The organism is Candidatus Formimonas warabiya, assembly GCF_002777255.1.
Classification (GTDB): domain Bacteria; phylum Bacillota; class Dehalobacteriia; order Dehalobacteriales; family Dehalobacteriaceae; genus Formimonas; species Formimonas warabiya.
This window is the reverse complement of sequence record NZ_CP017634.1, coordinates 2,137,793-2,161,646: the sequence shown is the minus strand read 5'-3', so window position 1 is coordinate 2,161,646 and position 23,854 is coordinate 2,137,793. Positions and strand designations below refer to the sequence as shown.

25 protein-coding genes are annotated in these 23,854 nt (G+C 47.3%); 22 read left to right on the top strand and 3 right to left on the bottom strand.

The window, feature by feature from the left end; translation table 11 throughout:
• Positions 1-9 precede the first annotated feature (9 nt).
• Positions 10-486, top strand: a complete 477-nt coding sequence (locus DCMF_RS10085; protein WP_148134320.1) for a GNAT family N-acetyltransferase — start codon at positions 10-12, stop codon at positions 484-486.
• An 81-nt stretch (positions 487-567) separates the two neighbouring features.
• Here DCMF_RS10085 and DCMF_RS10080 read toward each other — a convergent pair whose 3' ends face one another.
• Entirely contained in the window at positions 568-1,830 is a 1,263-nt protein-coding gene (locus DCMF_RS10080; protein ID WP_148134319.1) for a MerR family transcriptional regulator, read from the bottom strand.
• A gap of 452 nt (positions 1,831-2,282) precedes the next feature.
• Here DCMF_RS10080 and DCMF_RS10075 point away from each other — a divergent pair, with 452 nt between their 5' ends.
• The 4 genes from DCMF_RS10075 to DCMF_RS10060 all read left to right on the top strand — a co-directional run bounded on the left by DCMF_RS10075 (position 2,283) and on the right by DCMF_RS10060 (position 6,192).
• A complete protein-coding gene (locus DCMF_RS10075) occupies positions 2,283-3,752 on the top strand; it encodes a sodium/proline symporter (RefSeq protein ID WP_148134318.1) in 1,470 nt (489 codons plus the stop codon).
• Between the two features lie 2 nt (positions 3,753-3,754).
• Positions 3,755-4,843 (top strand): BPL-N domain-containing protein, encoded by a 1,089-nt coding sequence (locus DCMF_RS10070; protein ID WP_148134317.1) that lies wholly within the window; start codon positions 3,755-3,757, stop codon positions 4,841-4,843.
• A 574-nt stretch (positions 4,844-5,417) separates the two neighbouring features.
• A complete protein-coding gene (locus DCMF_RS10065) occupies positions 5,418-5,738 on the top strand; it encodes a DMT family transporter (protein ID WP_214659241.1) in 321 nt (106 codons plus the stop codon).
• A gap of 109 nt (positions 5,739-5,847) precedes the next feature.
• On the top strand, positions 5,848-6,192 hold the full coding sequence (locus tag DCMF_RS10060; protein WP_236860236.1) for an MGMT family protein: 345 nt from the start codon (positions 5,848-5,850) through the stop codon (positions 6,190-6,192).
• A gap of 37 nt (positions 6,193-6,229) precedes the next feature.
• Here DCMF_RS10060 and DCMF_RS29175 read toward each other — a convergent pair whose 3' ends face one another.
• A complete protein-coding gene (locus DCMF_RS29175) occupies positions 6,230-6,379 on the bottom strand; it encodes a hypothetical protein (RefSeq protein ID WP_214659240.1) in 150 nt (49 codons plus the stop codon).
• A gap of 202 nt (positions 6,380-6,581) precedes the next feature.
• Here DCMF_RS29175 and DCMF_RS10055 point away from each other — a divergent pair, with 202 nt between their 5' ends.
• Positions 6,582-7,352 carry a class I SAM-dependent methyltransferase gene (locus DCMF_RS10055; protein WP_148134315.1) on the top strand — a complete coding sequence of 257 codons (771 nt, stop codon included), beginning with the start codon at positions 6,582-6,584 and terminating at the stop codon, positions 7,350-7,352.
• A 162-nt stretch (positions 7,353-7,514) separates the two neighbouring features.
• Positions 7,515-8,411: an MBL fold metallo-hydrolase gene (locus DCMF_RS10050; RefSeq protein ID WP_148134314.1), complete on the top strand. Its 897-nt coding sequence runs from the start codon at positions 7,515-7,517 to the stop codon at positions 8,409-8,411.
• A gap of 111 nt (positions 8,412-8,522) precedes the next feature.
• On the opposite strand, the gene DCMF_RS10045 is transcribed toward DCMF_RS10050, so the two are convergent.
• Positions 8,523-8,831 (bottom strand): DUF6951 family protein, encoded by a 309-nt coding sequence (locus DCMF_RS10045; RefSeq protein ID WP_236860235.1) that lies wholly within the window; start codon positions 8,829-8,831, stop codon positions 8,523-8,525.
• Between the two features lie 199 nt (positions 8,832-9,030).
• On the opposite strand from DCMF_RS10045, the gene DCMF_RS10040 reads away from it, so the two are divergent.
• The 15 genes from DCMF_RS10040 to murD all read left to right on the top strand — a co-directional run bounded on the left by DCMF_RS10040 (position 9,031) and on the right by murD (position 23,849).
• Positions 9,031-9,801 carry a histidinol-phosphatase HisJ family protein gene (locus tag DCMF_RS10040; protein ID WP_214659239.1) on the top strand — a complete coding sequence of 257 codons (771 nt, stop codon included), beginning with the start codon at positions 9,031-9,033 and terminating at the stop codon, positions 9,799-9,801.
• 112 nt (positions 9,802-9,913) lie between these two features.
• Positions 9,914-10,273, top strand: a complete 360-nt coding sequence (locus DCMF_RS10035) for a YlbF/YmcA family competence regulator (RefSeq protein WP_148134311.1) — start codon at positions 9,914-9,916, stop codon at positions 10,271-10,273.
• A 75-nt stretch (positions 10,274-10,348) separates the two neighbouring features.
• Complete coding sequence (locus DCMF_RS10030) at positions 10,349-10,738, top strand: Fur family transcriptional regulator (protein WP_214659238.1); 390 nt, start codon at positions 10,349-10,351, stop codon at positions 10,736-10,738.
• A 53-nt stretch (positions 10,739-10,791) separates the two neighbouring features.
• Positions 10,792-11,685, top strand: a complete 894-nt coding sequence (locus tag DCMF_RS10025; protein WP_148134310.1) for an AAA family ATPase — start codon at positions 10,792-10,794, stop codon at positions 11,683-11,685.
• 1 nt (position 11,686) lies between these two features.
• Complete coding sequence (locus tag DCMF_RS10020) at positions 11,687-12,976, top strand: vWA domain-containing protein (RefSeq protein ID WP_148134309.1); 1,290 nt, start codon at positions 11,687-11,689, stop codon at positions 12,974-12,976.
• 52 nt (positions 12,977-13,028) lie between these two features.
• Complete coding sequence (locus DCMF_RS10015) at positions 13,029-13,247, top strand: FmdB family zinc ribbon protein (protein WP_148134308.1); 219 nt, start codon at positions 13,029-13,031, stop codon at positions 13,245-13,247.
• A 119-nt stretch (positions 13,248-13,366) separates the two neighbouring features.
• The gene (locus DCMF_RS10010) at positions 13,367-14,098 is read left to right on the top strand and encodes a tetratricopeptide repeat protein (protein WP_148134307.1); all 732 of its coding nucleotides are present in this window, start codon (positions 13,367-13,369) and stop codon (positions 14,096-14,098) included.
• A gap of 67 nt (positions 14,099-14,165) precedes the next feature.
• On the top strand, positions 14,166-15,311 hold the full coding sequence (locus DCMF_RS10005) for a M20 metallopeptidase family protein (protein ID WP_148134306.1): 1,146 nt from the start codon (positions 14,166-14,168) through the stop codon (positions 15,309-15,311).
• Between the two features lie 197 nt (positions 15,312-15,508).
• Positions 15,509-15,946 carry a division/cell wall cluster transcriptional repressor MraZ gene (gene mraZ, locus DCMF_RS10000; protein ID WP_148134305.1) on the top strand — a complete coding sequence of 146 codons (438 nt, stop codon included), beginning with the start codon at positions 15,509-15,511 and terminating at the stop codon, positions 15,944-15,946.
• A 29-nt stretch (positions 15,947-15,975) separates the two neighbouring features.
• Positions 15,976-16,935 carry a 16S rRNA (cytosine(1402)-N(4))-methyltransferase RsmH gene (rsmH, locus tag DCMF_RS09995; RefSeq protein ID WP_148134304.1) on the top strand — a complete coding sequence of 320 codons (960 nt, stop codon included), beginning with the start codon at positions 15,976-15,978 and terminating at the stop codon, positions 16,933-16,935.
• Between the two features lie 8 nt (positions 16,936-16,943).
• Positions 16,944-17,471 (top strand): cell division protein FtsL, encoded by a 528-nt coding sequence (ftsL, locus tag DCMF_RS09990; RefSeq protein WP_236860322.1) that lies wholly within the window; start codon positions 16,944-16,946, stop codon positions 17,469-17,471.
• Between the two features lie 16 nt (positions 17,472-17,487).
• Positions 17,488-19,647 carry a stage V sporulation protein D gene (locus DCMF_RS09985; protein ID WP_148134302.1) on the top strand — a complete coding sequence of 720 codons (2,160 nt, stop codon included), beginning with the start codon at positions 17,488-17,490 and terminating at the stop codon, positions 19,645-19,647.
• A gap of 140 nt (positions 19,648-19,787) precedes the next feature.
• A complete protein-coding gene (locus DCMF_RS09980; RefSeq protein ID WP_418219644.1) occupies positions 19,788-21,275 on the top strand; it encodes a UDP-N-acetylmuramoyl-L-alanyl-D-glutamate--2,6-diaminopimelate ligase in 1,488 nt (495 codons plus the stop codon).
• A 70-nt stretch (positions 21,276-21,345) separates the two neighbouring features.
• The gene (mraY, locus tag DCMF_RS09975) at positions 21,346-22,329 is read left to right on the top strand and encodes a phospho-N-acetylmuramoyl-pentapeptide-transferase (RefSeq protein WP_148134301.1); all 984 of its coding nucleotides are present in this window, start codon (positions 21,346-21,348) and stop codon (positions 22,327-22,329) included.
• A gap of 155 nt (positions 22,330-22,484) precedes the next feature.
• On the top strand, positions 22,485-23,849 hold the full coding sequence (gene murD / locus DCMF_RS09970) for a UDP-N-acetylmuramoyl-L-alanine--D-glutamate ligase (RefSeq protein ID WP_148134300.1): 1,365 nt from the start codon (positions 22,485-22,487) through the stop codon (positions 23,847-23,849).
• The last annotated feature ends 5 nt before the right edge of the window (positions 23,850-23,854 follow it).

The following is a 23,854-nucleotide window of genomic DNA, read 5'->3' as shown; positions in this document are numbered from 1 at the left end:
GTGGCGAGATTGGAGAAAGATATTCAATTTAGAGAGGCGCAGCCTCAAGACGTGCCGGCTATAATTGAGCTGGTTCTGGGCGTGTTTGATAAGTATGTTGGATGTGGGTATGCACCGGAAGGCCAATTGACTTTCCGGATGTATTGTCACCCCAACGCCATGATGAGCAGATGGGCAGAAGGAACGTCATTTTGCTTGATCGCAATTTTTGAGCAGAAAATTATAGGCATGATTGAAGTTAGAAATGGGAATCACATTGCTTTATTGTTTGTTGATGATCGTTACCAGCGAAAAGGTATCGCAAAGAAATTGGTGTCTTTGGCTGTCGAAAAAGCGCAGGCCGCAGAGATGGAAGTAAATTCTTCACCTTATGCCCTGAATATATATGGAAAAATGGGATTTGAACCGTTAGACGCCGAACAAGTAAGAGACGGCATTCGATTCATTCCCATGAGAAAGATCATTCAATTCAGGGACGGTTCTTGAATTGAATAAATTCCATTTTTTCTGCGAATATTTTTCTTAAAATTCAATTCAAGAACCGTCCCTGAATTGAATGTGTAAAAATCATAGCGTTTTTTTGTTTGAGTTCTTGAAGCCATGCATAAAATAAGTGTTTAAGCCCAGCTTTTCGCCGGGGATATGATACGAAAAGGATTCCCCTTCACCTGAATCGGTTACATAGCCGATATTGTAGTAATCAAGAGTATCCTGCCACATTTCCTGCAAATATTTGCGAAAGTGGACGATGTCGAAACTTTTTTCCCATGTTTCGGGATATTGGCGAAGCAATTCCTGGGCTGAAGGTCCCCCGGGTTTAAAGAAAAAGAATGCGCCGATGGCATAGGTGTCTTGATGAAAATAACGGGTCAGGGCATCGACCGCATAACCGTTATGAAAGATGGCATACTCATTGGAGGCGTCAAGATCAATATAGATGTCGATGCAATTATTTTTCAAGGGCAATAAATGGCTGCCCGCTGCGATATAAAGAACCTGAAGATCCAAATTCAGCTTATCGATCAGGCTTTTATAGACTGCAACAATTTCGGGATATTTATCAGTGATGATATAATAGGCATCTTTGTCCATAGATTCAAAATTGGAATAGCAGAAGCAGTAATTATTAACAAAATTCTCCAGGACAAGTTTTCCCTTGGTGTTGCATTTGTTTAAACGTTCCAGCATCCAGTGATAAGCCTTTTGCATCAGGGTGATCAGGGACGGGCTCATCATCCGGTAGCTATTGCGCTCCACATCGGGGCCGTCATAGACGCTGATCTTGCCCGGCTGTCCGATGATGATCCCGTTTTGAATCGTTGCTTTAAAGCCGCAGGCGCAGTTTAGGCCCCCGGAGATGATCTGGTCTCTTTCGATATTGCAATTGCTGATGCTCAACTGGCCCTGGCAATGGGGGCACGAGAGATAAGGCAAAAAGGTCAAAGGCACGCCGCTCTTCCGCTTGATGGCCCCGGTATGCTTGCCGGAACTGGTAGATATTTCTTGTTGCAGGTCGTTGATCAATTTCTGCAGCTGTGCTTTTTCACCTAAAAGCACTTTTTTTTGTGCCTTCAGGATATTAATATAGTCGTTCAATTCTTCGGAGCTATCTAAATTGCTTAGCCTTTTTAAGGAAAGTATTTTATGGATATCAGTAATGGAAAAGCGAAAGGATTTAAGTCTCAGTAATAATTCCATATCTTCGATATCTTGTTCACGAAAATTATAGCGGTCGTTTTTTGTGACAGGCACCAGAAGGCCCTTGTTGATATAGTACCGAATCGTTTCCGGAGCAAGATGGAAATGCTGGCTGAATTCACTAATTTTCATGCCGATCCTCCTTTTGACCAATTTCTATACCTAACTAGAGAAGTTTATGTTCTGAGGCATATTTTTCCTTGAAAAATAAACAGAGTTACGTAAAGCAATAATTTTATGCTTAAAAACCTATTGAGGTATACCTTACTTTACTTGGTATGATAGTAATAATGACAGATTAAGTAGATAGATCAAAGGACAATTTCATTATATAAACTGGATAAAAAAACCACAATCATCTTTTTCTTTCTTTCTAAAAGTTCTTTGAGAGAAAAAATAAACAATTTGCTATTTTGAGACAACTTTCGGTGTATGTGCCATAAGCATTTACATAATCACCAGGAAGGGAGGCGAAGAGGATGGTTTCAGGAGGCGCCTGGTTTATTTTCTTTACTCCTCTTTGGAGCAGTATCCTAATTTCTTACTTGTTCTACAAAAAAGCAAATTTTTAGGAGGTGATTAAAATGGTAGCCAGTGCAGTGATATTTGTATTATATCTGTTGGTTTTGGTTGCTATCGGTGTTATTACTTATTTAAGGGCTAAATCCTATTCGGATTATACGCTGGCCGGACGTTCCAACAATAAATGGGTCACCGCTATTTCCGCTGAGTCTTCCGATATGAGCGGATGGTTATTAATGGGTCTCCCCGGCTCTGCTTATGCGGCAGGTTTTGCTTCCATTTGGATCATTATCGGTCTTATTTTCGGTACTATGTTCAACTGGATCTTCATTGCCAACCGTCTGCGTGTAGCTACGGAAGTCTATAATGCTTTTTCGATCACCGAATACTTCGAAAAACGGGTCAACGATAAGACCGGTTCAGTTGCCTTGTGCGCCGGTATTGCGATTATTGTTTTTATGATCATTAATTCATCCGCGGAAATCATCGGCAGCGGCAAATTGCTCAACGCCACTTTTGGCCTCGATTATAGCGTAGGGATCGTCGTCGGTTTGATCATTGTAGTCCTTTATACTTTCCTGGGCGGCTATATGGCGGTCAGCTGGAGCAATCTTTTCCAGGGTACCCTGATGTTCTTCGCCTTGCTCTTTGTACCTGTCGCTGTGCTCGTTCAAATGGGCGGTTATGGTCCGGCCATCGAAAGTCTTTATCAGCAAGCGCCGGGATTCTTCCAATTCCTCAACGGCGAAACCCGGTTTTTCCCTGCTTTGTCGATTATCCTCGGCGGTCTGGGCGTAGGCTTATGCTATTTCGGCATGGTTCATGTATCAACTTGCTTCATGGCGATCAAGGATCCTAGTGAGATCAAAGACTCAACTTTCATTGCCACCACCTGGGTCAGCATCTCCACTTTCGGTGCGGTGATCATCGGTATGCTGGGCGCTTATCTCTTCCCCAATATCGCCGATCCCGAGCAGGTCTTCTTTGCTATGGGCAGCACTTATTTCCCGCCCTATCTTCTGGGATTGTTCGCTTCTGCGGTCATGGCGGCTATTTTATCTTCGGTTAGTGCCTATGTGATTGTAGCTGCAGCTGCTTTTGGCGCCAATATCATTAAAAAGTATGCCAGAGATATCGATGAGAAAAAAGTTGTCAATCTGGAAAGGTTCGCCGTCGTCGTCATTGCATTGCTGGCTTTTCTCATGTCCCTCAAATCGGATTTGGTCTTTACTGTTGCTTTATTGGCGGCGGCCGGTCTGGGCTCCTCTTTTGGCCCCCTGGTCATCTTCAGTCTCTACAGCAAACATGTCAATAAAACCGGTGCTATTGCCAGCATTATTGTTGGTCTAGTCACGGTGATCATCTGGTATTATAGCGGCATGTCCAATTATCTTTATGAGCTCATCCCCGGTTTTATCGCCAGCTGCCTGGCCCTTCTGTTAGGCACCAAGCTCTCCGGCGGTGCCGATCAAGAGACCATAGCTGTTTATGAAAGCTTTATTACCAAGCTTAAGAAGAAAGGGGCAAACTAAGAGTGGCAAAAATATTTATCCCAACCGACAGAATCGGTCTGTTTTCTTTTCAGAAGAGTATCAGCGGTACTTTTAGCGCCTTGAACAAATTGCTCAGCAAAGGGATATCCTTGGCCTGGCACGTTAATGGCCTGCGTTTGCCGGGCACCCAGCTTTGGCCGGAAGGTCATTATTATCAATGCGGTTTTTCCCTGGATGACACCACCGAAGCCCAAACGATCCTGGAAGATAACGGCATCATTTATGAAATGCTTGATGCCATGCCGCAGACTTCCCTTATGGTTAAGCCGATCAATATCGCTGTTTATGACGGCCGGGGCGCGGGCAGGGAATTCTCGGACCCTTTGCTGGAAGTATTGGACATGGGCGGCTTTACCCACAGCTATATTAGCGATAAGGAGATCCGGGAAGGCAAGTTGGCCCATTTTGATGTCTTGATGGTGCCCGGCAGCCCCGACGCAGGCGAATGTTATTATGCCGGGTTGGGTGATAAAGGCTATGACCGGATCCGTTCTTTTGTTGCCGATCACGGTCATTATCTAGGCATTTGCGGCGGTGCCTATTTGCCTTTGACTTCCTATCATCAAAAGAATCCCTACTGGTTGAACATCGTAGATGCTACGGAAAACGAGGATTTGGACTATTGGCGCAGCGGGAGCGGTTTTGTGCGTTGCCGGATCGATAACGATCAACACCCTATTTTCGCAGCCGTGGCTTTGGGCAGCTCCAGCACCATAAATTTGGTGTACTGGGAAGGCCCCGCCATTACCATTACCGGCAATAATGTGAAGCCTTTGGCCCATTTTGAAAGCCTGCTGGCCAGCGGCAAAGATCCTTTGAAGCCCCACTGGGATATGCTCGATAATACGATGGCGGCCGAGGCGGTCAAAAGCTGGTATAACGGTCTTACCCCAGAGCTTTTTGATAAACTGCTGCGCAATAAATGCGCTTTCGCGGAGGGAGAGTATTATGGGCATAAGCTCCTGCTTTACTCACCTCATCCCGAAATGGGCAATATCGGCTACGGACCGAGAGCAGACAGCCTTAATTTCCTCCTCATCTATAACGGCTTATTCTATTTAGCCTGCTAAAAAATCATTTTTCAATTCAGTTCTTTCAATTCAGGGACGGTTCTTGAATTGAATAAATTAACTTAAAGGGGTTAGAGCAAGAGTACAGAGAAGAGACTGCGCCAGAAAAATGAAACCATTCAATTCAAGAACCGTCCCTGAATTTACTCTTAAAAAGTATGTTCCTCAAAAAGGGCATACTTTTTCACTTTTATTTAATTTTATTTTCGGTAGATGGTAATAAAAGCCATCGCGCTAGCGATTTCATTCTTCTTGGATTGAATGAATAAAATACAGGGGTTAGAGCACGATTACAAAGAAGAGGTTACAAGAGGAAAATTAAACTTATTCAAGCCAAGAACCGTCCCTGAATTGAATGCAAGAGGAAAGTGAAACTCATTCAATTCAAGAACCGTCCCTGAATTGAATGTTTTTAAAAGAAAGGATATTGTTGGAAAATGCAGAAATAAGAAATAATGAAGTTTACCCAGGGCTAGGGTTGCCAATGAAAAAGGTTTTATGGAGCAAAAACCCTGGGGTGATGCGATCCCCATGGGGAGGAAAAAATCACAAAAGAAATGAAGGAGTGAGGATTTTGGCGTGGTTTTACTTGATTGCCGGGGGAATTTGCGAAGTGGTTTTTGCCTTTTTTGCTGATAAGGCAGATGGCTATACAAAGCTGGTGCCAACGATTTTAACCTGCCTGGCGGCATTTATCAGTATCTGGTTCATTTCCATGGCGATGAAAACCCTGCCTACGGGCACCGCTTATGCTGTTTGGACAGGGTTAGGCGCCGTGGGCACGGCTGTTCTTGGCATGGTTTTTTTAGGCGAACCCCGGGAATTTTGGCGGATTTTCTTTTTGGGCGTGATCATATTTGGAGTAATCGGCCTCAATCTGGTTTCCGGTAATTAGGTTGTTTCCCCTTGATCGTGTTTGTCATTGATGATGGGTTACCTTTTGAGAATTTGTGCGGGTGTTTGATCCGATAACCTATACTTATGAATGAAGGATGAATTATGACGTGAAGAATTTTTTTGCACGCGTATATGAAATAGTTGGGAAGATTCCTGAAGGTAAGGTTGCCACTTATGGTCTAATAGCGTTATTGCTAGGACAGCCTAGGAATGGAAGAGTAGTATGTTGGGCCATGCGCGCAGCGCCTCTGGAAATGCACCTGCCCTGTCATCGGGTGGTCAATAAGACCGGTACACTAGCACCGGATTATGTTTTCGGACGTAAAGAAATACAAAGAGCTTTACTGGAACGGGAAGGAATCACTTTTACGAAAGATGGAAAAGTGGATCTGGCCAGGCACTTATGGGACGGTAATGCCGGACAGGATGAATGGACGAAAAGCAGGAACTAGAGAAAAAAAGCACCTTTTGGTGCAAAACAATAAGATTCTAATTACCCGGTTCTGTCTGGATGTTTTGTGCGGTCGGACAGCATTGACCGGTGCATTTGCACAAAGCGGTACTGTGCCCCATGAGCCAGCCGGAAGAGAAAAGTAGGATAGACGCCACAATGATCAAGAAAATGGCTTTTTTGGTCATATTTTCACCTCCCGATAGGATGGGTATTACGAATCAGTTGTGTTTATGCCAATCTCTCAAATTTAATATTTTACCTAATATTTCACGGCCCCATGTGATAACCCGTGCTCCGACACGCCTTGGGCCGAGCCCATCCGGTCGTAAGAAAACAATCCAATCGGCGGTAAAAAAATACCGTATGAGGTAAAACGGGAGGTTTGGGATGAAGAGTATTGATTTTAACTTTGTGGCAGACTTGTATGATACTTATGTGACCGTGGACTTTGATGTGGAATTTTTTAAAAAGCTGGCAAAACGGACTCCGGAAAAATGCCTTGAATTAATGTGCGGTACGGGCAGAGTATCCATACCCTTATTGCAGGAGCAGGTAGACCTTACCTGTGTGGATTATTCGAGCGAAATGCTAAATGTCTTTAAAAATAAAGCTAAAGCGCTGGGTATTTCCCCCGGGTTAATCTGTCAGGATGTCTGTGCTTTAAATCTGGAAGAAAAATATGCTTTTATTTTTATTCCCTTTAACTCATTTTCCGAAATCTCTGACAGTCAAAGGCAGGAAACCGCCCTGATCAAAATATTTCAGCATTTGGAGCATAACGGCACCTTTGTTTGTACCTTATATAATCCGGATCACCGCATCAAAACTGCGGATGGACAGCTAAGGATTTTAGGGAATTTCCCCATTGATCCCGATAAGAATCTGATTGTTTCTTATTATAATCAGTTTGATCCAAAAACCAGGAAGGTTACCGGGGTCCAGTTTTATGAAATATATGACCAGCATCACAAACTATGTGATAAACGTTTTTTAGAGATCTGTTTTTCTCTTCTAACAAAAGATGATTTCATCAGGATGGCGGAAAATGCCGGATTTAGAGTAAAGGATATTTATGGGGACTATTGTTTTTCCCCATTCAAGGAAACAAGTATGTTCATGAATTTTATCCTGAAAAAGAAAGCAGAGGAGAAACGTTAACGGCATAGAGGAGCGTCTTGCCGGCAGGTCTGATGAGATGGTGAAAAGAAGCTCCCTGCCTAAGGAATTTGTAGAAAAGACCCTTCAGGGTCTAAATACCGGATCTATTTAGAATGGTTCCGGACCGAACCGGTGCGCATATCCCTAATTTAGGAGGTTTTTATGGCCAGGTTAACTTTAGAACATATTAAGGGGAATACGTATTACATCCCTTCACCCACAAATATCGGGGTCTTTGTGGACAACGATCAGGCTATTTTAATAGACAGCGGGAATGACAAAGAAGCGGGCCGGCAGATTCTCCGCTTGCTTGGGGAGCAGGGTTTGTCCCTGAAACTGATTGTCAACACCCATTCCAACGCGGACCATATCGGCGGCAACGCTTATTTGCAGGATAAAACAGATTGTCTGATTGCCGCCACACGGATGGAAGCCGCGTTTATCAACGACCCCATGATGGAGGCGGCTTTTTTATACGGCGGCTTTCCCAACCGGGACTTGCACAACAAATTTTTAGTGGCAAAACCTTCCCTGGTGACTTCTGTGATTTCTTCCTCGGCTGAAATCCTGGGTACCGGCCTGCACGCGATTCCCCTGCCGGGACATTATTTTGACATGATTGGCGTAAAAACGCCGGATGGCATTTTTTTTATCGCAGACAGTCTTTTTCCGGAATATGTGATCAGTAAGTATCATCTGTTTTACCTTTTAGACATCAGGGCCCACCTGGACACCCTGGAAAGGCTGAGAAACATGGAGGCGGATCTTTTTATTCCCAGTCACGGGGAGAAGCAGGAGCAGGTAGACGCGTTAATAGAAGTCAATAAAGGAAAGATATATGAGATTATGGCCCGGATCCGGGGCGTATGTCATGCCCCTGTCACCATGGAAGAGGTATTGGAGCACATGTGCACCCTTTATGATATCACGCTTAATCCCACCCAGTATGTTCTTGTGTCCAGTACCATCCGTTCCTTCCTAACCTACCTTTACGAGGAAGGGCAAGTGGACTGTTTCTTTGAACGGGGAAAAATGATGTGGCGGGAGAAAAAGGAATAAAGACGGGAACTTAAATTGATCACGCGTCAAAGATAAGATAAAGAGCAGATGAGGTGGCTCAAAAACAGACTGCCCTCCATGGAGGGCAGTCTGTTTTTTGGCCAAGAAAATTTACTTGGTGAAACTGATGGAAACATCTTTCGGCAAAGCCATCCCGGCACTGGCTTCCAGTGCCTTCAACATGCCAATGGGCACGGGACAGGTGACGTGAGGGAGATGCTGGGCGCTTAGGGAAAGAATCTCCGATTGACCCTTTCTAAACAACTCGTTCATCACGTTTAAGGTGCCCAGTGCTTCGATGATTTTCTTAACATTGGGGCACTGACTTTCCACCTGCAGTTTCGTTTGGTAATCGCTGTCGGTTTCCGCCTGTACCGTGGTTATAAAACCGCATACGCCGGAATGGATACAAACATTCATCAGAGGTGCCTCCTATGCTCAAAATATACCCTGCGGGGGTATGGGAAAATTATACCTCGTTTTCCCACTAGGCGCAAGATGAATTTAACCGGAATGTGAATTTGACCGGAATATCTGACCTAAAATATCTTCAATATCGACATAATATGCTATAATGGTACTGGCATCAGAGAGACTACGGATAAGCGGGAGAGTGGTAGTGTTGTTAGTGGATTACCATGTTCATGCCATGGGGCACGGGGAAAGGGAACATACCATGGCTGACTTGGAGCCTTTTGTGATTCAGGCCATAAAAAAAGGGGTTAGGGAGATCGGTTTTACCGACCACGACTGGGTGTGCAAAGACCCGGATTTTAAACTATTTAAGAAGCTCCAAAAAAAATACCCCAAGGTGACGATCCGGGTCGGTTTGGAAGTAGACCATATTATCGGCCGGGAAAAGGAGATTGCCTCATTTTTAAGAAATCAGCCTTTTGATTATGTGGTCGGCGGCGTGCACCATTTGGGAGAAAGCAGATGGATGTTTGACCTTCCCGAGCACGTGGAACGGTACAATGGCAAAAATATTGACGACGTGTACCGGGAGTATTTTGAAACGGTCAAACATGCCGCTTCATCAGGTTTGTATCAAATTATGGCCCACCTGGACTTAATGAAGGTTTTTGGCTTTCGGCCCAAAAAACGGGTGCTCTCATTAATGGGCGATCTTTTGGAAATCATAAAAGAAAGGTCGTTGGTGGTGGAAATAAACACCAACGGATTATTTAAGCCGGTAGGAGAGATTTATCCTGCCTTGGACATTCTGAAAAGATGTTTTGAGCTGGAGATTCCTGTCACGCTCAGTTCCGATGCCCATCGCTGGGAAGATGTGGGGCGGGAGTTGGAGGCGGCCCGTAGTCTGGCCAAAAAGGTCGGATTTCGTCAAATCGCTACCTTTGAGCAGGGAAAAATGATTCTGAAAAAGATTTAGCGAAGAACCTTGACAGGAGATAATACAATATTGGTCACTGATTAAGCAGGGATTTTTAAAAATGTGCAGAAAAGATCAAGATAAAATGGAGAATTGACTTGGGGGTGGCTGTGTGAGTGTTTACGATCGAGCTCATGAGTTAGCCAGGACACTTCAAGAAAGTGAAGAGTACCGAAAATATTCCGAGGCCAAAGAAAAGCTGCAGCGGGACGAAGAGAATGCCAATATGCTGCAGGAGTTCCGCAGAAAGCAATTGGAACTTCAAATCGCGGAAATGTCGGGAGAAGACATCGAAAAAAATGCGGAACAACTGGAACGGATTTACGAAATTTTAAGTTTAAATCCTACGATTAATGAGTTTCTCACGGCAGAATACCGTTTAGCCCGTGTGATGACGGATATTCAGCGCATTATCGGAGAAGCACTGGATCTTTGGATTGACTTGGACCATATGAAAAAATATGTGAATTAAGCAGGCGGTACGATAAACTGGCCCCATGATGGAGATGTTTTCAGTAAGATCAGTTTTAAAGGTGGTTGAGTGAAGATGGCAAAACGGATGACAAAGCAAAGAAAAACGATCCTGGAAATCCTGCGTAATACCACCTGTCATCCTACGGCTGATTGGATTTATGAGCAAGCCCGGGAAACGCTTCCGGAAATCAGCTTGGGCACGATTTATCGGAATCTGCAACTGCTTGTTCAAGAACATGAAATTCAGGAACTGAAATATGGCAGTACCTTCAGCAGGTTTGACGGCAATATTTCCCCCCATTATCATTTCGTGTGCCGGACCTGTGGAAAGGTGATGGACGTGAATATGGATGTGGTAGCGAACCTAAATGATGTTGCGGCGCATGCGGTAGACGGAATTGTAGAGTATCACAGGCTGGAGTTCTATGGAAGATGCCAGGAATGTGAAAAAGAAGCCAATTAGCGCCGAGATTACTCGGCGTTTCCTTTAGGACCAATTTCAGAAAGGGTGTTGAAATGGAGTATACGGTAAAAGAGATCGGAGAGAAATTCAAACAACAAAATTATATTTGTGACGAGGACATCCTTGTTCCCGTGTATTTGGCTTTGAAGCTGCAAAAACCCCTTTTGATTACGGGGGCACCGGGCGTAGGGAAGACCGAGATTGCCAAAGTCCTGAGCAAAGTTTTGGATACAGAGCTGATTCGCCTGCAATGTTATGAAGGACTGGATGAAAATAAGGCCCTATATGAATGGAATTATCAAAAGCAGCTGCTGCTGATTCAGGCCCATAAAAACGATCAAGGAGTCACTGAGGACATTTTTTCTCAGGAGTTTCTTCTGGAGCGGCCTTTGCTGAAAGCGATCCTGGCCCCTAAAAAGGTGGTATTGCTGATCGATGAAATAGACAAAACCGATGCGGAATTTGAAGCTTTTTTGTTTGAGGTCTTATCCGATTTCCAGGTTTCTGTCCCTGAATTAGGAACGATCAAAGCCCGGGAGATCCCGGTGGTGATTTTGACGAGCAACGGCGAACGGGACCTGTCCGACGGCTTAAAGCGGAGATGCATTTTTCTGCACATTGATTTTCCTGCTCCGGAAAAAGAAGTAGAGATCATCAAGGCCAAGGTTCCTGCTCTGGGCACGGAGCTTACCTGGCAGCTGGCAAAAAGCGTAGCCTATTTGAGAAATCATCTGGCCTTGAAGAAAAAGCCGTCCATTTCCGAAACCCTGGATTGGGCCCAGGCTTTATTGACCCTCAATGCCCAAAGGATGACGGAGCATTTGGTGGACCAAACGCTGAACCTGCTCCTTAAGGACAAGGAAGATATCGACTTGTTCCGGGAAAAAGGCGGTGCCAAGGAAATGCTTCAGACCTCTTTGACATGCGAATGCCATAGGACGGTGTAGTGTGGATAATTTTTTGGAAAACAATATCATTCGTTTTGTGCAAATTCTCAGAAGCCTCGGACTGCAGATCGGCACCTCAGAGACTTATGATGCACTGATGGCGGTGCGCAGCATTGATTTGACCGATAAAAAACAGTTTCAATCTGCCCTTCAGGCCACATTGGTGAAGGACGCGGTCCATTACCCCCTGTTTCACAGTGCCTTTGAGAAATTTTTTGTGGAGTCTCCGTCCAGAGCACAGCAGGTGGAGGAGAAAAAAGAATATGTGCACGAGGTGGAAGAGGCAAAAAAAGATTTGGCCTTCCAGGATCAGCCCTTAGACTTGGACGAACAGTATCGAGATATGTATGCCCAGTTGCCGGCTGAGGCCCGGGAGCAGATGAAAGAGTTCTTAAAAAAGACTTCGGAAGGGAAAAATGTTTCCCGGAAGTTTCAGCCCATTGTGGAAAATGTGATTAAAGGGGCTTTGGAGTATCACCGGACCCACAGCAGCCTGCCTCACATGCTTCCCGTGGAATTAACCGGGGTGGAAGAGCTGGATGCGGTGCTGCACCAGGTCGCCCATCACAAAGAGGTGATTGACCTATTTTTTCAGAACATGGCCTCCATCGGGGAAAATGACTATACGGAAGCGACGGTTTTAATCCGTAAGCTGGCGCGCCGGCTGGCGACCAGGATCAGCCGCAGGTATAAACGCAGTTCCAAAATTAAAAGGATCGATGTGCGGCGGTCCATCCGGGCGGGTATCCCATACGGCGGCACCTTGCTGGACCTGAAATACCGGCAGAAAAAGGTCCAGAAGCCGGAGATTGTTTTGTTGTGCGATGTGTCCGGTTCCATGCTCAAGTACTCCCAGTTTACCCTCCAGTTTATGAGCGGTTTGGCGGAGGTCTTGCCCCGGATGCAGGCTTTTGTCTTTGCCGATGCCTTGGAGAAAATTGATTTAACCGGCTTTTCTTTGGCGCGTTTGGCCCAAAGTACGGGATGGGGCGAGGGCACCAATCTGAATGTCTCCTTAAACAAGCTGTTGACCACCTATCAAGGGCTGCTGCGGCCGTCCACGGTTTTAATCATCTTGAGCGATACCAAATCTTTACAGGCGGAGCTGGCCGCGGAAAAGCTGAAAAAAATAAAGCAGATGATTAAAGAAATCATTTGGTTAAATCCTTTGCCGGGAGGGCAGTGGTCCAAGTATCCTACCGTAGAACTGTTCAAAAAACATGCCACCATGTGGGAGTGCAGTTCCTTGGCCCATTTATCCAATGCTTTGCGCAAACAGTTGGCTAATTGATCATCTGTGATCTGCCCAGATCATGATTATTTAGAAAACAGGAGGAATCGTTGTGCCGAAATATAGTTTTCAATGTAACACATGCGGTACGGAGTTTACGGTAAATGTGCCCTGGGAGGAGAAAGAAAAGGTGGTCTGCCCCCAGTGCGGCAGCGGGGATAAAAGACAGGATTACCGTTCGGTGGGCGTGATTACCGGCTCCGGGTGTGATGTGAGAAATACCGGCGGCATTTGCCCTTCCACGGGCGCTCCGTGCGGGATGAAAAGGTGACACGGAGGTCTCTCCAACCCGATTGGCTTAGATGCTAAAATTTATTTATTGACAGGCTCTGACGGATTCTATATCATGAGTCTAGTGTGCGAATATATTTATTTAAGGGGGAATGCACGATGGTGATGCAAAAAATTCGACGCAGCAAAAAAACGATGCGTATACCATTGATCATTATGATGGTGGTTTTAGCCATAGGTTTGGTGGGGTCTTTTGCAATTTGGAGTTCGCCGAATATGAGCAACAATGCTCCCGGCCAGAATCAGGTCAAACCGGAGGATCAGATTAAGAATCTTCAAGTCAGCATCGATACCCTGGAAGGAGATTTGAAGGCAAAGCCCAAGGATTTCAGCACTTTAACAAGCCTGGCGTCAGTACAATCCCAACAAGCCGGATTGTATACGCAAACCGGGGATAAAGAGAAAAGCAAAGCACTTTATGACAAAAGCATGCAAAATTATTTAGTCGCTTTGGATAATATGCCGCCAGAGCTTAATGCGAAGGGACAAGCGGATCTGATGGTGAAAGCCGCCACTTGTGCCTCCAGCGGCGATGAGCAGAACCTAGCCAGGTCTTTATATCAACAGGCCATTCAATTGGTTCCGGAGGATTTTGAGACCCGGTATAACTACGTCCTCTTCCTGGCCTTTTATGTCCAGGATATCAAAGGGGCGAAAGAAGAAATAAACAAGTACAAGGCCCTTTTAAAAACCGGGGATGAGCGCATTGCCCAAGCGGATCAGCTCATCAAAGTGATCGACCAGCTGGAAGAAGCAGCCAAGGCCCCAAAAGACGGAGATAAGACCCAAAACACCGATAATAAAAACCAGGCGCAAGACAAAAAAGAATAGCTTATTTCAAGCCTTGACCTATGGGGTCAAGGCTTCTATTTTTGAGAAAGAGAGAGGGTTGTTTTCCATGAACATAGATCGGGAAAAACTGGTTTTTTGGCGGCGCTGGTTCCATATGCACCCGGAAACAGCGGGCCAGGAAAAAAATACAGCCGCTTTCATTGCCCGGGAGTTATCGGAAATGGGTTTTACCGTTCATGAAAATATAGCGGGATATGGGTTGATGGCAGAGCTGAACGGGACCGGGGGAGAAAAATGTGTGGCATTACGAGCCGATATGGATGCTTTGCCCATCGAAGAACAGAATCGTCATGACTATTTGTCTATGAATCCCGGGGCGATGCATGCTTGCGGTCATGATGCCCATATGGCGGTATTGCTGGGGGTAGCTTCCCTGCTGGTGCAAGAACCCCCTGCGGGTACCGTGAAATTTATTTTTCAACCCAGTGAGGAAAAGCCTCCGGGGGGAGCTCAGTTTTTAATCGCGGCCGGTGTTTTAAAGAATCCGCAGGTAGATGCCGTGTTGGGCTTTCATGTTTCTCCTTCCTATCCTGTGGGCACAGTGGCGATTAAGGATGGCGTGATCATGGCGATTGCCGATGATTTTACCTTAACCATTAAGGGGAAAGGGGGGCACGGAGCGGTCCCTCATTTGGCCGCGGATCCCATTATGGTCGCAGCCCAGGTGATTCAGGGCCTCCAGCATATTATCAGCCGCCAGGTGGATCCTACAGAACCGGCCCTTCTCTCCTTAGGGACCATCCATGGAGGAACGACGCAAAATATCATTCCCGAGGAAGTTGTGCTTACCGGGACCATCCGCAGCATTCATCAATCGGTGCGTGAACAAATTATCGTCTCCTTAAAGAGAACTTTAACCGGTATCACTTCGGCATGGGGAGCCGACTATGTGCTGGATTATGTACACGGCTATCCCCCGGTTGTGAACAGCCCCCAGGCGGCCCAGGTGATTCGGGATGTGGTGGCCGGCATGCCTGGGTTGGAACTGGTTCCCATGGACAAACCCTTGATGATTGGGGAAGATTTCTCCTATTATGGCATGGCTGTCCCCGCGGCCTATTTCTTTTTGGGCTGTGGAAGTGAAGAAAAACATTTTTCCTTGCATCACAATCGCTTTGATATCGAAGAAGATTGTTTGCCCCTGGGAACGATGCTGATGACGGCAGCGGTACGAAAAATTCTTCAAAAATAAAATAAAACCGTAAAAGCGGATCCGGAAAAAGCTCCCTTGAGGGGCTTTTTCTCATTTTTATCCTTTTTTTAAAAAATTTTAAAAAAAATTTTTAATTTTTTCTCGGAGGATAGCAGGGAAAAGAGGATTTATCGCGAATATAGTGGTGTAAAGTGGGTTAAAGTGGTGCGAGATTAAGCTAAAGTGGGGCAAATGCCATGTTCATGGGTGAGTTTCAACATACGATTGATCCCAAAGGCAGGCTATTTATACCGGTCAAATTTAGAGAAGGTCTCGGCGAGACCTTCGTAGTTACTAAAGGGCTGGATAACTGTCTGTTTGCTTATTCCATGAATGAATGGAAGACCCTGGAGACGAAATTAAAAGCTTTGCCCTTTACCAAGGCAGATGCCCGGGCCTTTATGCGGCTTTTCTTTTCCGGCGCCACCGAATGTGAGCTGGACAAACAGGGCAGAATATTACTCCCCGCTAATCACCGGGAATATGCCCTGTTAGACAAAGAGGTCGTCGTCATTGGCGTCTCCTCCCGGGTGGAAATATGGAGTAAAGAACGCTGGACCGCTTACAATGAGCAAGCCGGAAAAGAATACGAAAATCTGGCGGAAAAGCTGGTGGATTTTGACTTGGAGCTGTAGCGGGAAAAAATATGACAGGTGGGCTGAAAGTGGACTTTGGTCATGTTCCTGTTCTGCTTGAAGAATGTATGGAAATGTTAAAACTAAAGAATACGGGTCTATACGTGGACTGTACCATGGGAGGGGCGGGCCACGCCAAAGCAATTCTGGAGCGCACATCTCCCCACGGAACATTGATTGGGCTGGATCAGGATGAAAAAGCGGTGGAAACCGGCCGGGAAAGGCTGAAAGAATATGGAAACCGGGTGACCATTGTTCATGATAACTTCGGCAATATCAAAGAAATCTTAAACCGCTTACATATTACAGGCGTTGACGGCTTCCTCTTCGATATCGGCGTTTCTTCTTACCAGCTGGACCATGCGGAACGGGGGTTTTCCTACATGGAGGATGCCCCTTTGGACATGAGGATGGATGTGAACCGCCTCACCTTTACAGCCGCCGATCTGGTGAATTCAGCCAGTGGGGAAAAACTGGCCGAGATTATTTTTAAATATGGAGAGGAACGATGGGCGAAGCGGATTGCCCAGTTTGTGACAGAATACCGCACCCAAAAACCCATCGAGACCACAGGGGAATTGGTTCAAATCATCAAAGCAGCGATTCCGGCCGGAGCCCGAAAAGACGGTCCCCACCCCGCCAAAAGGACCTTTCAGGCTCTCCGGATTGCCATAAATAACGAATTGGAATTACTAGAGTCGGTAGTAGCCGATGCTGCCTCCTTTTTAAAACCCGGGGGAAGGATTTGTATCATATCCTTTCATTCCCTGGAGGATAGAATCATCAAACAGCAGTTTCAGAATCTATCCGGGTTATGTTCCTGCCCGCCCGGCTTTCCGGTTTGTACCTGCGGGAAGAAACAGATCTTAAAAGTTGTAACCAGGAAACCGATCATACCTTCAGAGGCAGAAGTGACGAGAAACCCCAGAGCCCGCAGCGCAAAATTAAGGGTAGCGGAAAGGGTTCTAAATTCTCAGGAGGTGGAATAAGTTTGTTAGTGGCAAAACAAATCTCCCATGATTACAGTTACCATGAAGAACCGGTGGTGTCCCGGAAAAGAAGGGGAAGAAAGGCCGGTCCGGTTCAGGAAAAATTAATACTGGTGGGATGCATTTTTTTAGCCGTCATCACCGGTTTGATGCTTGCCGCCACCCATGCCCAAATTACAGATCGGAATGCCAACATTATCCAGGTAAAACAAGAAATATCAGACTTGCAAAATGCCAATGAAAGACTAAAATTAGAAATAGCGCGTTTGAAATCCTTAGACCGGATCGAGAATATTGCCATGACCCAACTGGGCATGGTCGAACCGGGCATAGAGGATATTCAGTACGTGGCATTTGATGATAAAAACGGGTCAAAAGCTTCAGATACCGGGACCTTGGCGCAGGGTGAAAGCAAGGCCGTCGTTGAAGTAAACAAGGCAGACCAGATTCACCCCATTCTGTTGGCGGTCAATAAAATCATCGCCAATTATGCCCTGAATGGGAAACAGCCAAGGACAGAGCAAATTAACCCCTGAGGAGTGGAGGGGCACTGTGCAAACTACAACGATTATGATGAGACGAAGGATAGCGTGTCTCTTTTTTGGAGCAATAGCTGTCTTCTTTCTTTTATTGTTACGTTTAGCGTATCTCCAATTTGCCTTGGGCAGTGAACTGCAGCTAAAAGCGGAGCAGCTCCGGATGCGGGAAATTCCCATTGCCGCGAAACGGGGCACCATTTATGACCGCAATCACAAAAAGTTGGCTGTGAGTGTCAGTGCCGATTCTGTTTATGCCCTTCCCCCCGAGGTGAAATATTCCGGGAAGGAGGAAGACATTGCCAAACAATTGTCTCCCATTTTAGGCATTCCCCAAGATCAGATTTTGAAAAAAATTACTGCGGCCCGTTCCTTTGAGTGGCTGCAACGCAAGGTGGATTTTGCCAAGGCCCAAAAGATCAAGCAGTTGGATCTGCCCGGAATCAAAGTTGTGGAGGAATCGCAGCGCTTTTATCCCAAGGATACGCTGGCTTCCCATGTATTAGGTTTTGCCGGGGTTGATAACCAGGGACTGGAAGGAATTGAGATTACCCGGGATGCGGAATTAAAAGGGGTACCGGGAAATATTGTCATCGAATATGATGCCAAGGGCCGGGAACTGCCCGGGGCCGTACATAAATACAACCCGCCCGTGGACGGGAACAGTCTGGTCCTCACCATTGATGAGACGATCCAATATTTTGCGGAACGGGAACTGGATAAGGCGATGAATGGCCCCTCTAAGCCGAAAAGTGCCACCATTATTGTGATGCAGCCCAAGACGGGGGAAATTTTGGCCCTGGCCAACCGCCCGACTTACGATTCCAATAACTACGCCAAGTTTGATCCCCAAACCTGGAGAAACATTGCCGTTTCCAATACTTATGAGCCCGGATCTACTTTTAAGATTATCACCACAGCCGCAGCTCTGGAAGAAGGGGTTGTTAAGCCGGACGACCGGTTCTATGACCCCGGCTACATCGTTGTGGGCGACCGGCGCATCCGGTGCTGGCGTTATTACAATCCCCACGGCAGTGAGTCTTTCCGGGAAGTGATCCAGAATTCCTGTAACCCTGGTTTCGTGGAAGTGGGTTTGCGCTTGGAGAATAAGGAAAAAGGCATTTTCTATAAATATATTAAAGCCTTTGGGATTGGAGCGACTACCAGCCTGGGCCTTCCCGGAGAAGCCCCCGGCATCATGATTCCGGAAAAGGACTTAAAGCCCATCAACATCGCCACCATTTCCATCGGCCAATCCATTGCGGTAACCCCTTTGCAGATTATTACCGCCGCGTCCGCCGTGGCCAACGGGGGCGTGCTGATGGAGCCGCAGATTGTCCGGGAAGTGGTCGACGCCAATAATAAGGTGATCAAGGGTTTTCAACCAAAGCCTGTGCGCCGGGTGATTTCCGAACAAACGGCCCAAGTGGAAAGAGAGCTGCTGGAAGGCGTGGTTTCCCAGGGTACCGGCCGAAACGGCTACGTACCCGGATACCGGGTCGGGGGGAAGACGGGGACGGCGCAGAAGCCGGGACCCGGCGGGTACCAGCAGGGGAAATATGTGGCCTCCTTTCTCGGCATGGCGCCCGTTAATGATCCCCAACTGGTAGTTTTAGTGATTTTGGATGAACCCCAGGGGTATCCCTACCAGGGGGGGCAAATCGCGGCTCCGGTTTTCAAAGCTGTGATGGAAGATAGCCTGCGCTATCTGGGCGTAGTCGCCCAGTATGCTCCTGGGGAGGAAGATGCCCAGGGACCTGAGGCAACCGTGAAAATGGTCACCGTTCCCGAAGTGATTAATCTATCTGCCGAAGAAGCAACGAAGGTTTTGAAACTAGAGGGTTTAAAAGTGGAGATCAAGGGTACGGGAAAAGTGGTCACCGAGCAGACTCCGGCCGGGTTGGCCAAAGTGAAGGAAGGCAGTACCGTCCTGCTGCGCTTAGGGACGGCAGACAAATCCCTGATTCCCGGTACTGTGACGGTCCCTGACCTTACAGGCAAGCGGATTCGGGAAGTCGCAGATTTGTTGGGTGCCATGGGCTTGAAATTGGATCCTGAGGGCCGGGGTGCGGTGGTGCGCCAGGAGCCCATTCCCGGGTCTAAGATCAAAGCGGGAGATGCGGTCAAAGTATACTTCTCCGAGGAGGAAGCCACGGAGGAAACGATTGGCCCCTAATGGGATGATCAGGAGTTGGTATCCTTGTCAACTCCTTTTTTTCATGGAGGAAAATAATTCTGGAAAAAGCCGGAATTTGGTTTTAAACTTAGGCGATTTGAGTTATGATAATGGGTGCTATGGGAAATTCACCCTGGGAGGTGTTTTGGTTGCAGCTGTCAGCGATTGTCCAATATTTAAAAGCAGGTGTTCAGGGAGATCCCCATGTGGAGATTACGGGAGTCAACTATGATTCCAGGAAAGTGGCGCCGGGAGATTTATTTGTTTGTATGGTCGGGACCAAAAGCGACGGACACGCGTACGTTCCCCAGGCCTTGGAAAAGGGAGCGGCGGCGATCCTGGCCCAACAGCCTGTTCCGGATCTGCCCAATAGTATTCCTCAAGTGATTGTGGCCGACACCAGAGAGGCTCTGGCCCGGCTTTCTTCCTTCTGGTACCATTTCCCCTGCCATAAATTGCGCATGATAGGGGTTACCGGGACCAATGGTAAGACCACCACCACTCATTTAATCAAGGGTCTCTTGGAGCAAAAGGGCGGGCTTGTCGGATTGGTAGGAACCATCCATAATTTAGTGGGAAACGAGGAAATTGCCTCGACCCATACCACGCCGGAGTCATGGGAACTGGCCGGCCTTTTGGACCAGATGGTGCATATGGGCGCTCATACCGCAGTGATGGAAGTGTCCTCCCATGCCCTGAAACAGAACCGGGTCGCAGGATGCGAATTTGATGTGGCCCTTTTCACCAATTTAACCCAAGATCATTTAGACTATCACCTCAGTTGGGAGGATTATTTGAATAGCAAGCTAAAATTGTTTTCCTATCTTCATATAGGAGAAAAAGGGGGCGCCAAGTATGCGGTGGTAAATGGGGATGATCCCATGGCACCCCACTTTATCCGGGCCGCTCAAGTTCCTGTTTGGACATACGGGATTCGGGAAAAGGCTCATATCCAGGCCCACGAGATCAAAATTTCTCCCCGGGGCACCACCTTTTTGCTCAAAAGCTCCCAGGGAGAGGTTCCCCTGTCTGTTTCTTTAACGGGAACTTTTAACGTCTATAATGTGTTGGCTGCCGTCACCGTGGCATTGCTGGAAGGAATGGCGGTGCCGGACATTGCCGCCTACCTGACCCGGGCTCCCCAGGTTTCCGGACGCTTTGAACTGGTCGATGAGGGACAGCCCTTTTCCGTGATTGTGGATTATGCCCATACCCCTGACGGCTTGGAAAATATTTTGGCCACGGCCAAAGAGATCACCCGGGGACGGCTGATCACAGTTTTTGGTTGCGGCGGGGACCGGGACCGGGGGAAAAGACCCCTCATGGGCGCCATCGCCGGAAAATACAGCGGGTTTACCATTGTCACCTCGGACAATCCGCGTACGGAGGACCCGTACCGGATCATTGAGGAAATTGAAGGGGGCATTTCGAAAATTACTGCCCAGTATCAAGTCCTGGAAGACCGGAGAAAGGCGATCCGGCAAGCCATAAAAATGGCGGGACCGGAAGACACTGTGGTGATTGCAGGCAAGGGTCACGAGACCTATCAAATCGTGCAAGGGAAAACCCATCATTTTGATGACCGGGAAGTGGCCCGGGAGGAACTGCACAAGCTGGGTCAAGACTGAATATTTTCGCATATGGTATGACGGGCGGAAATATCTCATTAATAATATTTACAACAAGGCGGTTTCTACAATGAAAATAGCTCTGATTAGTATTTTAACGGCATGGGTGATCGGCATGATCATCGGACCGTTGCTGATTCCCTTATTGCGCGTGCTGAAATTCGGGCAACGGGTCAGAAACGACGGTCCGAAAGGTCATTTTAAAAAGGCCGGAACTCCCACCATGGGAGGCCTTATTTTTATTGCTGCCATGGTGGGCACGCTGATGATTTGGACCAGGTTAAGCGATGAGGCCTTGCTTGCCGCAGGAATGGTGCTTGGCTTTGGGTTCTTAGGCCTTTTGGACGATGTGATTAAAGTTGTGTTCAAGAGACCTTTGGGCCTGAAGGCGAGAGAAAAGATACTGGGCCAATTTTTATTGGCGGCGCTATTACTCTATTTATCCGTACATAGCTTCGAGAGGGGGACAGACCTCATTGTACCCCTTACGGAGATCAAATGGCAGGCAGGAAACCTATATTATTTAATTTCCCTGATCCTGGTGGTAGGAACGGTGAATGCGGTCAATTTAACCGACGGTCTGGACGGATTGGCGGCGGGAAGCTCTTTCCTGGTCTATTTAGGCTATGTGATCATTTGTCTTTTAGCGGTTACCCATTCCCCCCTGCTTACCGTCGATTACCTGGAATTGACGATTTTTGCCGCCGCTCTTTGCGGCGGCTGTCTGGCCTTTCTCTTTTTTAACAGGTATCCGGCCAAAATTTTTATGGGCGATACCGGGTCCCTGGCTTTAGGGGGAGGGATCGCCGTTTTGGCCGTGCTGACCAAAACGGAACTGGTGCTTCCGGTTTTAGCCGGCGTATTTGTGCTGGAGACCTTGTCCGTGATGCTTCAGGTGTTAAGCTTCCGCCTCACCGGCAAGCGTATTTTCCGCATGAGTCCCCTGCACCATCATTTTGAATTATTAGGCTGGCGGGAGACAAAAGTGGTACATGTTTTCTGGACCCTGTCCGCTTTGTTTGTCTTTTTGGGCCTGGTGCTGGTGACAGTGTAGAAAATACGGGAACCGGGATCCGGGGAAATACGGTTTGCAGTTGTTAAAACCAGGGGACTGTTCGCTGTCTGCTGGAAACACCCAGTCTTTATTGATCGTGCTTTTACCGGGGAACCCGGATGGGGATCCGGTTCCCGGAGAAGGAGGTTTTACCCATGTGGGATGCAAATGTGAAAGACAAGAAAATACTGGTGATTGGTGCGGCGCGCAGCGGTCTGGCCGTAGCAGGCTTTTTGAGCCAAAAAGGGGCTTTGGTGACCCTCACGGATGCCAAACCGGCGGAAAAACTGGGCCATGCCTTAGCAGCCCTTCAGCCATACAAAATCGATTACATCCTGGGACGGGAACCGGACATTAAACCCGGCAGTTTCGATTATGCTGTGATCAGCCCGGGAATTCCTTTAAATATTCCTTTGGCGAAAAAAATTCGCCGGGCGCGCATTCCCTTGACCGGAGAATTAGAGGTAGCCTTCCGGTATAGTCAATCTCCCTTTGTGGCCATAACCGGAACAAATGGCAAGACCACGACCACCTCTTTGACGGGACAAATTTTTTCCGATGCCGGGATTCCCGTATTTGTGGGGGGAAATATCGGTACACCCCTGGTGACGGAGATGGAGCGATTGACGCCCCGCCATGTGGTGGTAGCGGAAGTGTCCAGCTTCCAGTTGGAAACAATTGAAACCTTTTGCCCCAAAGTCGCCGTGATCCTGAATATTACGCCGGACCATCTTGACCGGCATAAAACGATGAAAGGGTATACGGATGCCAAGGCCCGCATCTTTGAAAACCAGCATCCCGATGATTATACGGTGTTAAACTATGATGATACCAGAGTGAGAAAACTGGCGGCCCGGTCACCGGGCCAGGTGGTCTTCTTCAGCCAAAAAACGGCACTGGACAGAGGCGTGTTTGTGAAAAACGGCATCATCACAGTCAAGACCGCGAATGATTGTATTAATGTTGTCAACACGGCCGACATATATATTAAGGGCAGGCACAATCTGGAAAATTCTTTGGCCGCGACAGCCGCCGGTTTTTGTCTGGGGGTTTCCCCCCAGGATCTGGCTGAAACATTGAAAAGTTTTCCGGGCGTGGTGCACCGGCTGGAATTTGTGGGAAAAATGAACGGTGTCACCTATGTCAATGATTCCAAGGGCACGAATCCGGACTCCACGATGAAGGCTTTGGAGGCCTACGATCAGCCGATCATCTTAATTGCCGGGGGAAAAAATAAGGGCAGCGATTTTAGCAAAATGGCCAAACTGATTAAAAAGAAGGTCTATGCCCTTATCTTAGTAGGAGAAGCGGCTCCGACCATTCGGGATGCGGTGGAAAAGCAAGGCTTTGATGCTATTTACCAGGCGGCGGATTATCAAGAGGTGGTCTCCACGGCAAAGAGGATTGCCCGGCCCGGTGATGTGGTATTGCTTTCTCCCGCGTGTGCCAGCTGGGATATGTTTACCGACTATGAAGAGAGGGGAAATCTCTTCAAACAGCTGGTTCTAGGGATGAAATAGGAGGG

What these genes read in the sequence shown, in the direction of transcription:
- DCMF_RS10080 (WP_148134319.1), bottom strand. Translation starts at nt 1,830, where the DNA reads ATGAAAATTAGTGAATTCAGCCAGCATTTCCATCTTGCTCCGGAAACG.
- DCMF_RS29175 (WP_214659240.1), bottom strand. Translation starts at nt 6,379, where the DNA reads ATGACCAAAAAAGCCATTTTCTTGATCATTGTGGCGTCTATCCTACTT.
- murD (WP_148134300.1), top strand. Translation starts at nt 22,485, where the DNA reads ATGTGGGATGCAAATGTGAAAGACAAGAAAATACTGGTGATTGGTGCG.
- DCMF_RS10055 (WP_148134315.1), top strand. Translation starts at nt 6,582, where the DNA reads ATGAAGAGTATTGATTTTAACTTTGTGGCAGACTTGTATGATACTTAT.
- DCMF_RS10010 (WP_148134307.1), top strand. Translation starts at nt 13,367, where the DNA reads ATGGTGATGCAAAAAATTCGACGCAGCAAAAAAACGATGCGTATACCA.
- DCMF_RS10075 (WP_148134318.1), top strand. Translation starts at nt 2,283, where the DNA reads ATGGTAGCCAGTGCAGTGATATTTGTATTATATCTGTTGGTTTTGGTT.
- DCMF_RS10050 (WP_148134314.1), top strand. Translation starts at nt 7,515, where the DNA reads ATGGCCAGGTTAACTTTAGAACATATTAAGGGGAATACGTATTACATC.
- DCMF_RS10045 (WP_236860235.1), bottom strand. Translation starts at nt 8,831, where the DNA reads ATGAATGTTTGTATCCATTCCGGCGTATGCGGTTTTATAACCACGGTA.
- mraY (WP_148134301.1), top strand. Translation starts at nt 21,346, where the DNA reads ATGAAAATAGCTCTGATTAGTATTTTAACGGCATGGGTGATCGGCATG.
- DCMF_RS10025 (WP_148134310.1), top strand. Translation starts at nt 10,792, where the DNA reads ATGGAGTATACGGTAAAAGAGATCGGAGAGAAATTCAAACAACAAAAT.
- DCMF_RS10005 (WP_148134306.1), top strand. Translation starts at nt 14,166, where the DNA reads ATGAACATAGATCGGGAAAAACTGGTTTTTTGGCGGCGCTGGTTCCAT.
- DCMF_RS10030 (WP_214659238.1), top strand. Translation starts at nt 10,349, where the DNA reads ATGGCAAAACGGATGACAAAGCAAAGAAAAACGATCCTGGAAATCCTG.
- mraZ (WP_148134305.1), top strand. Translation starts at nt 15,509, where the DNA reads ATGTTCATGGGTGAGTTTCAACATACGATTGATCCCAAAGGCAGGCTA.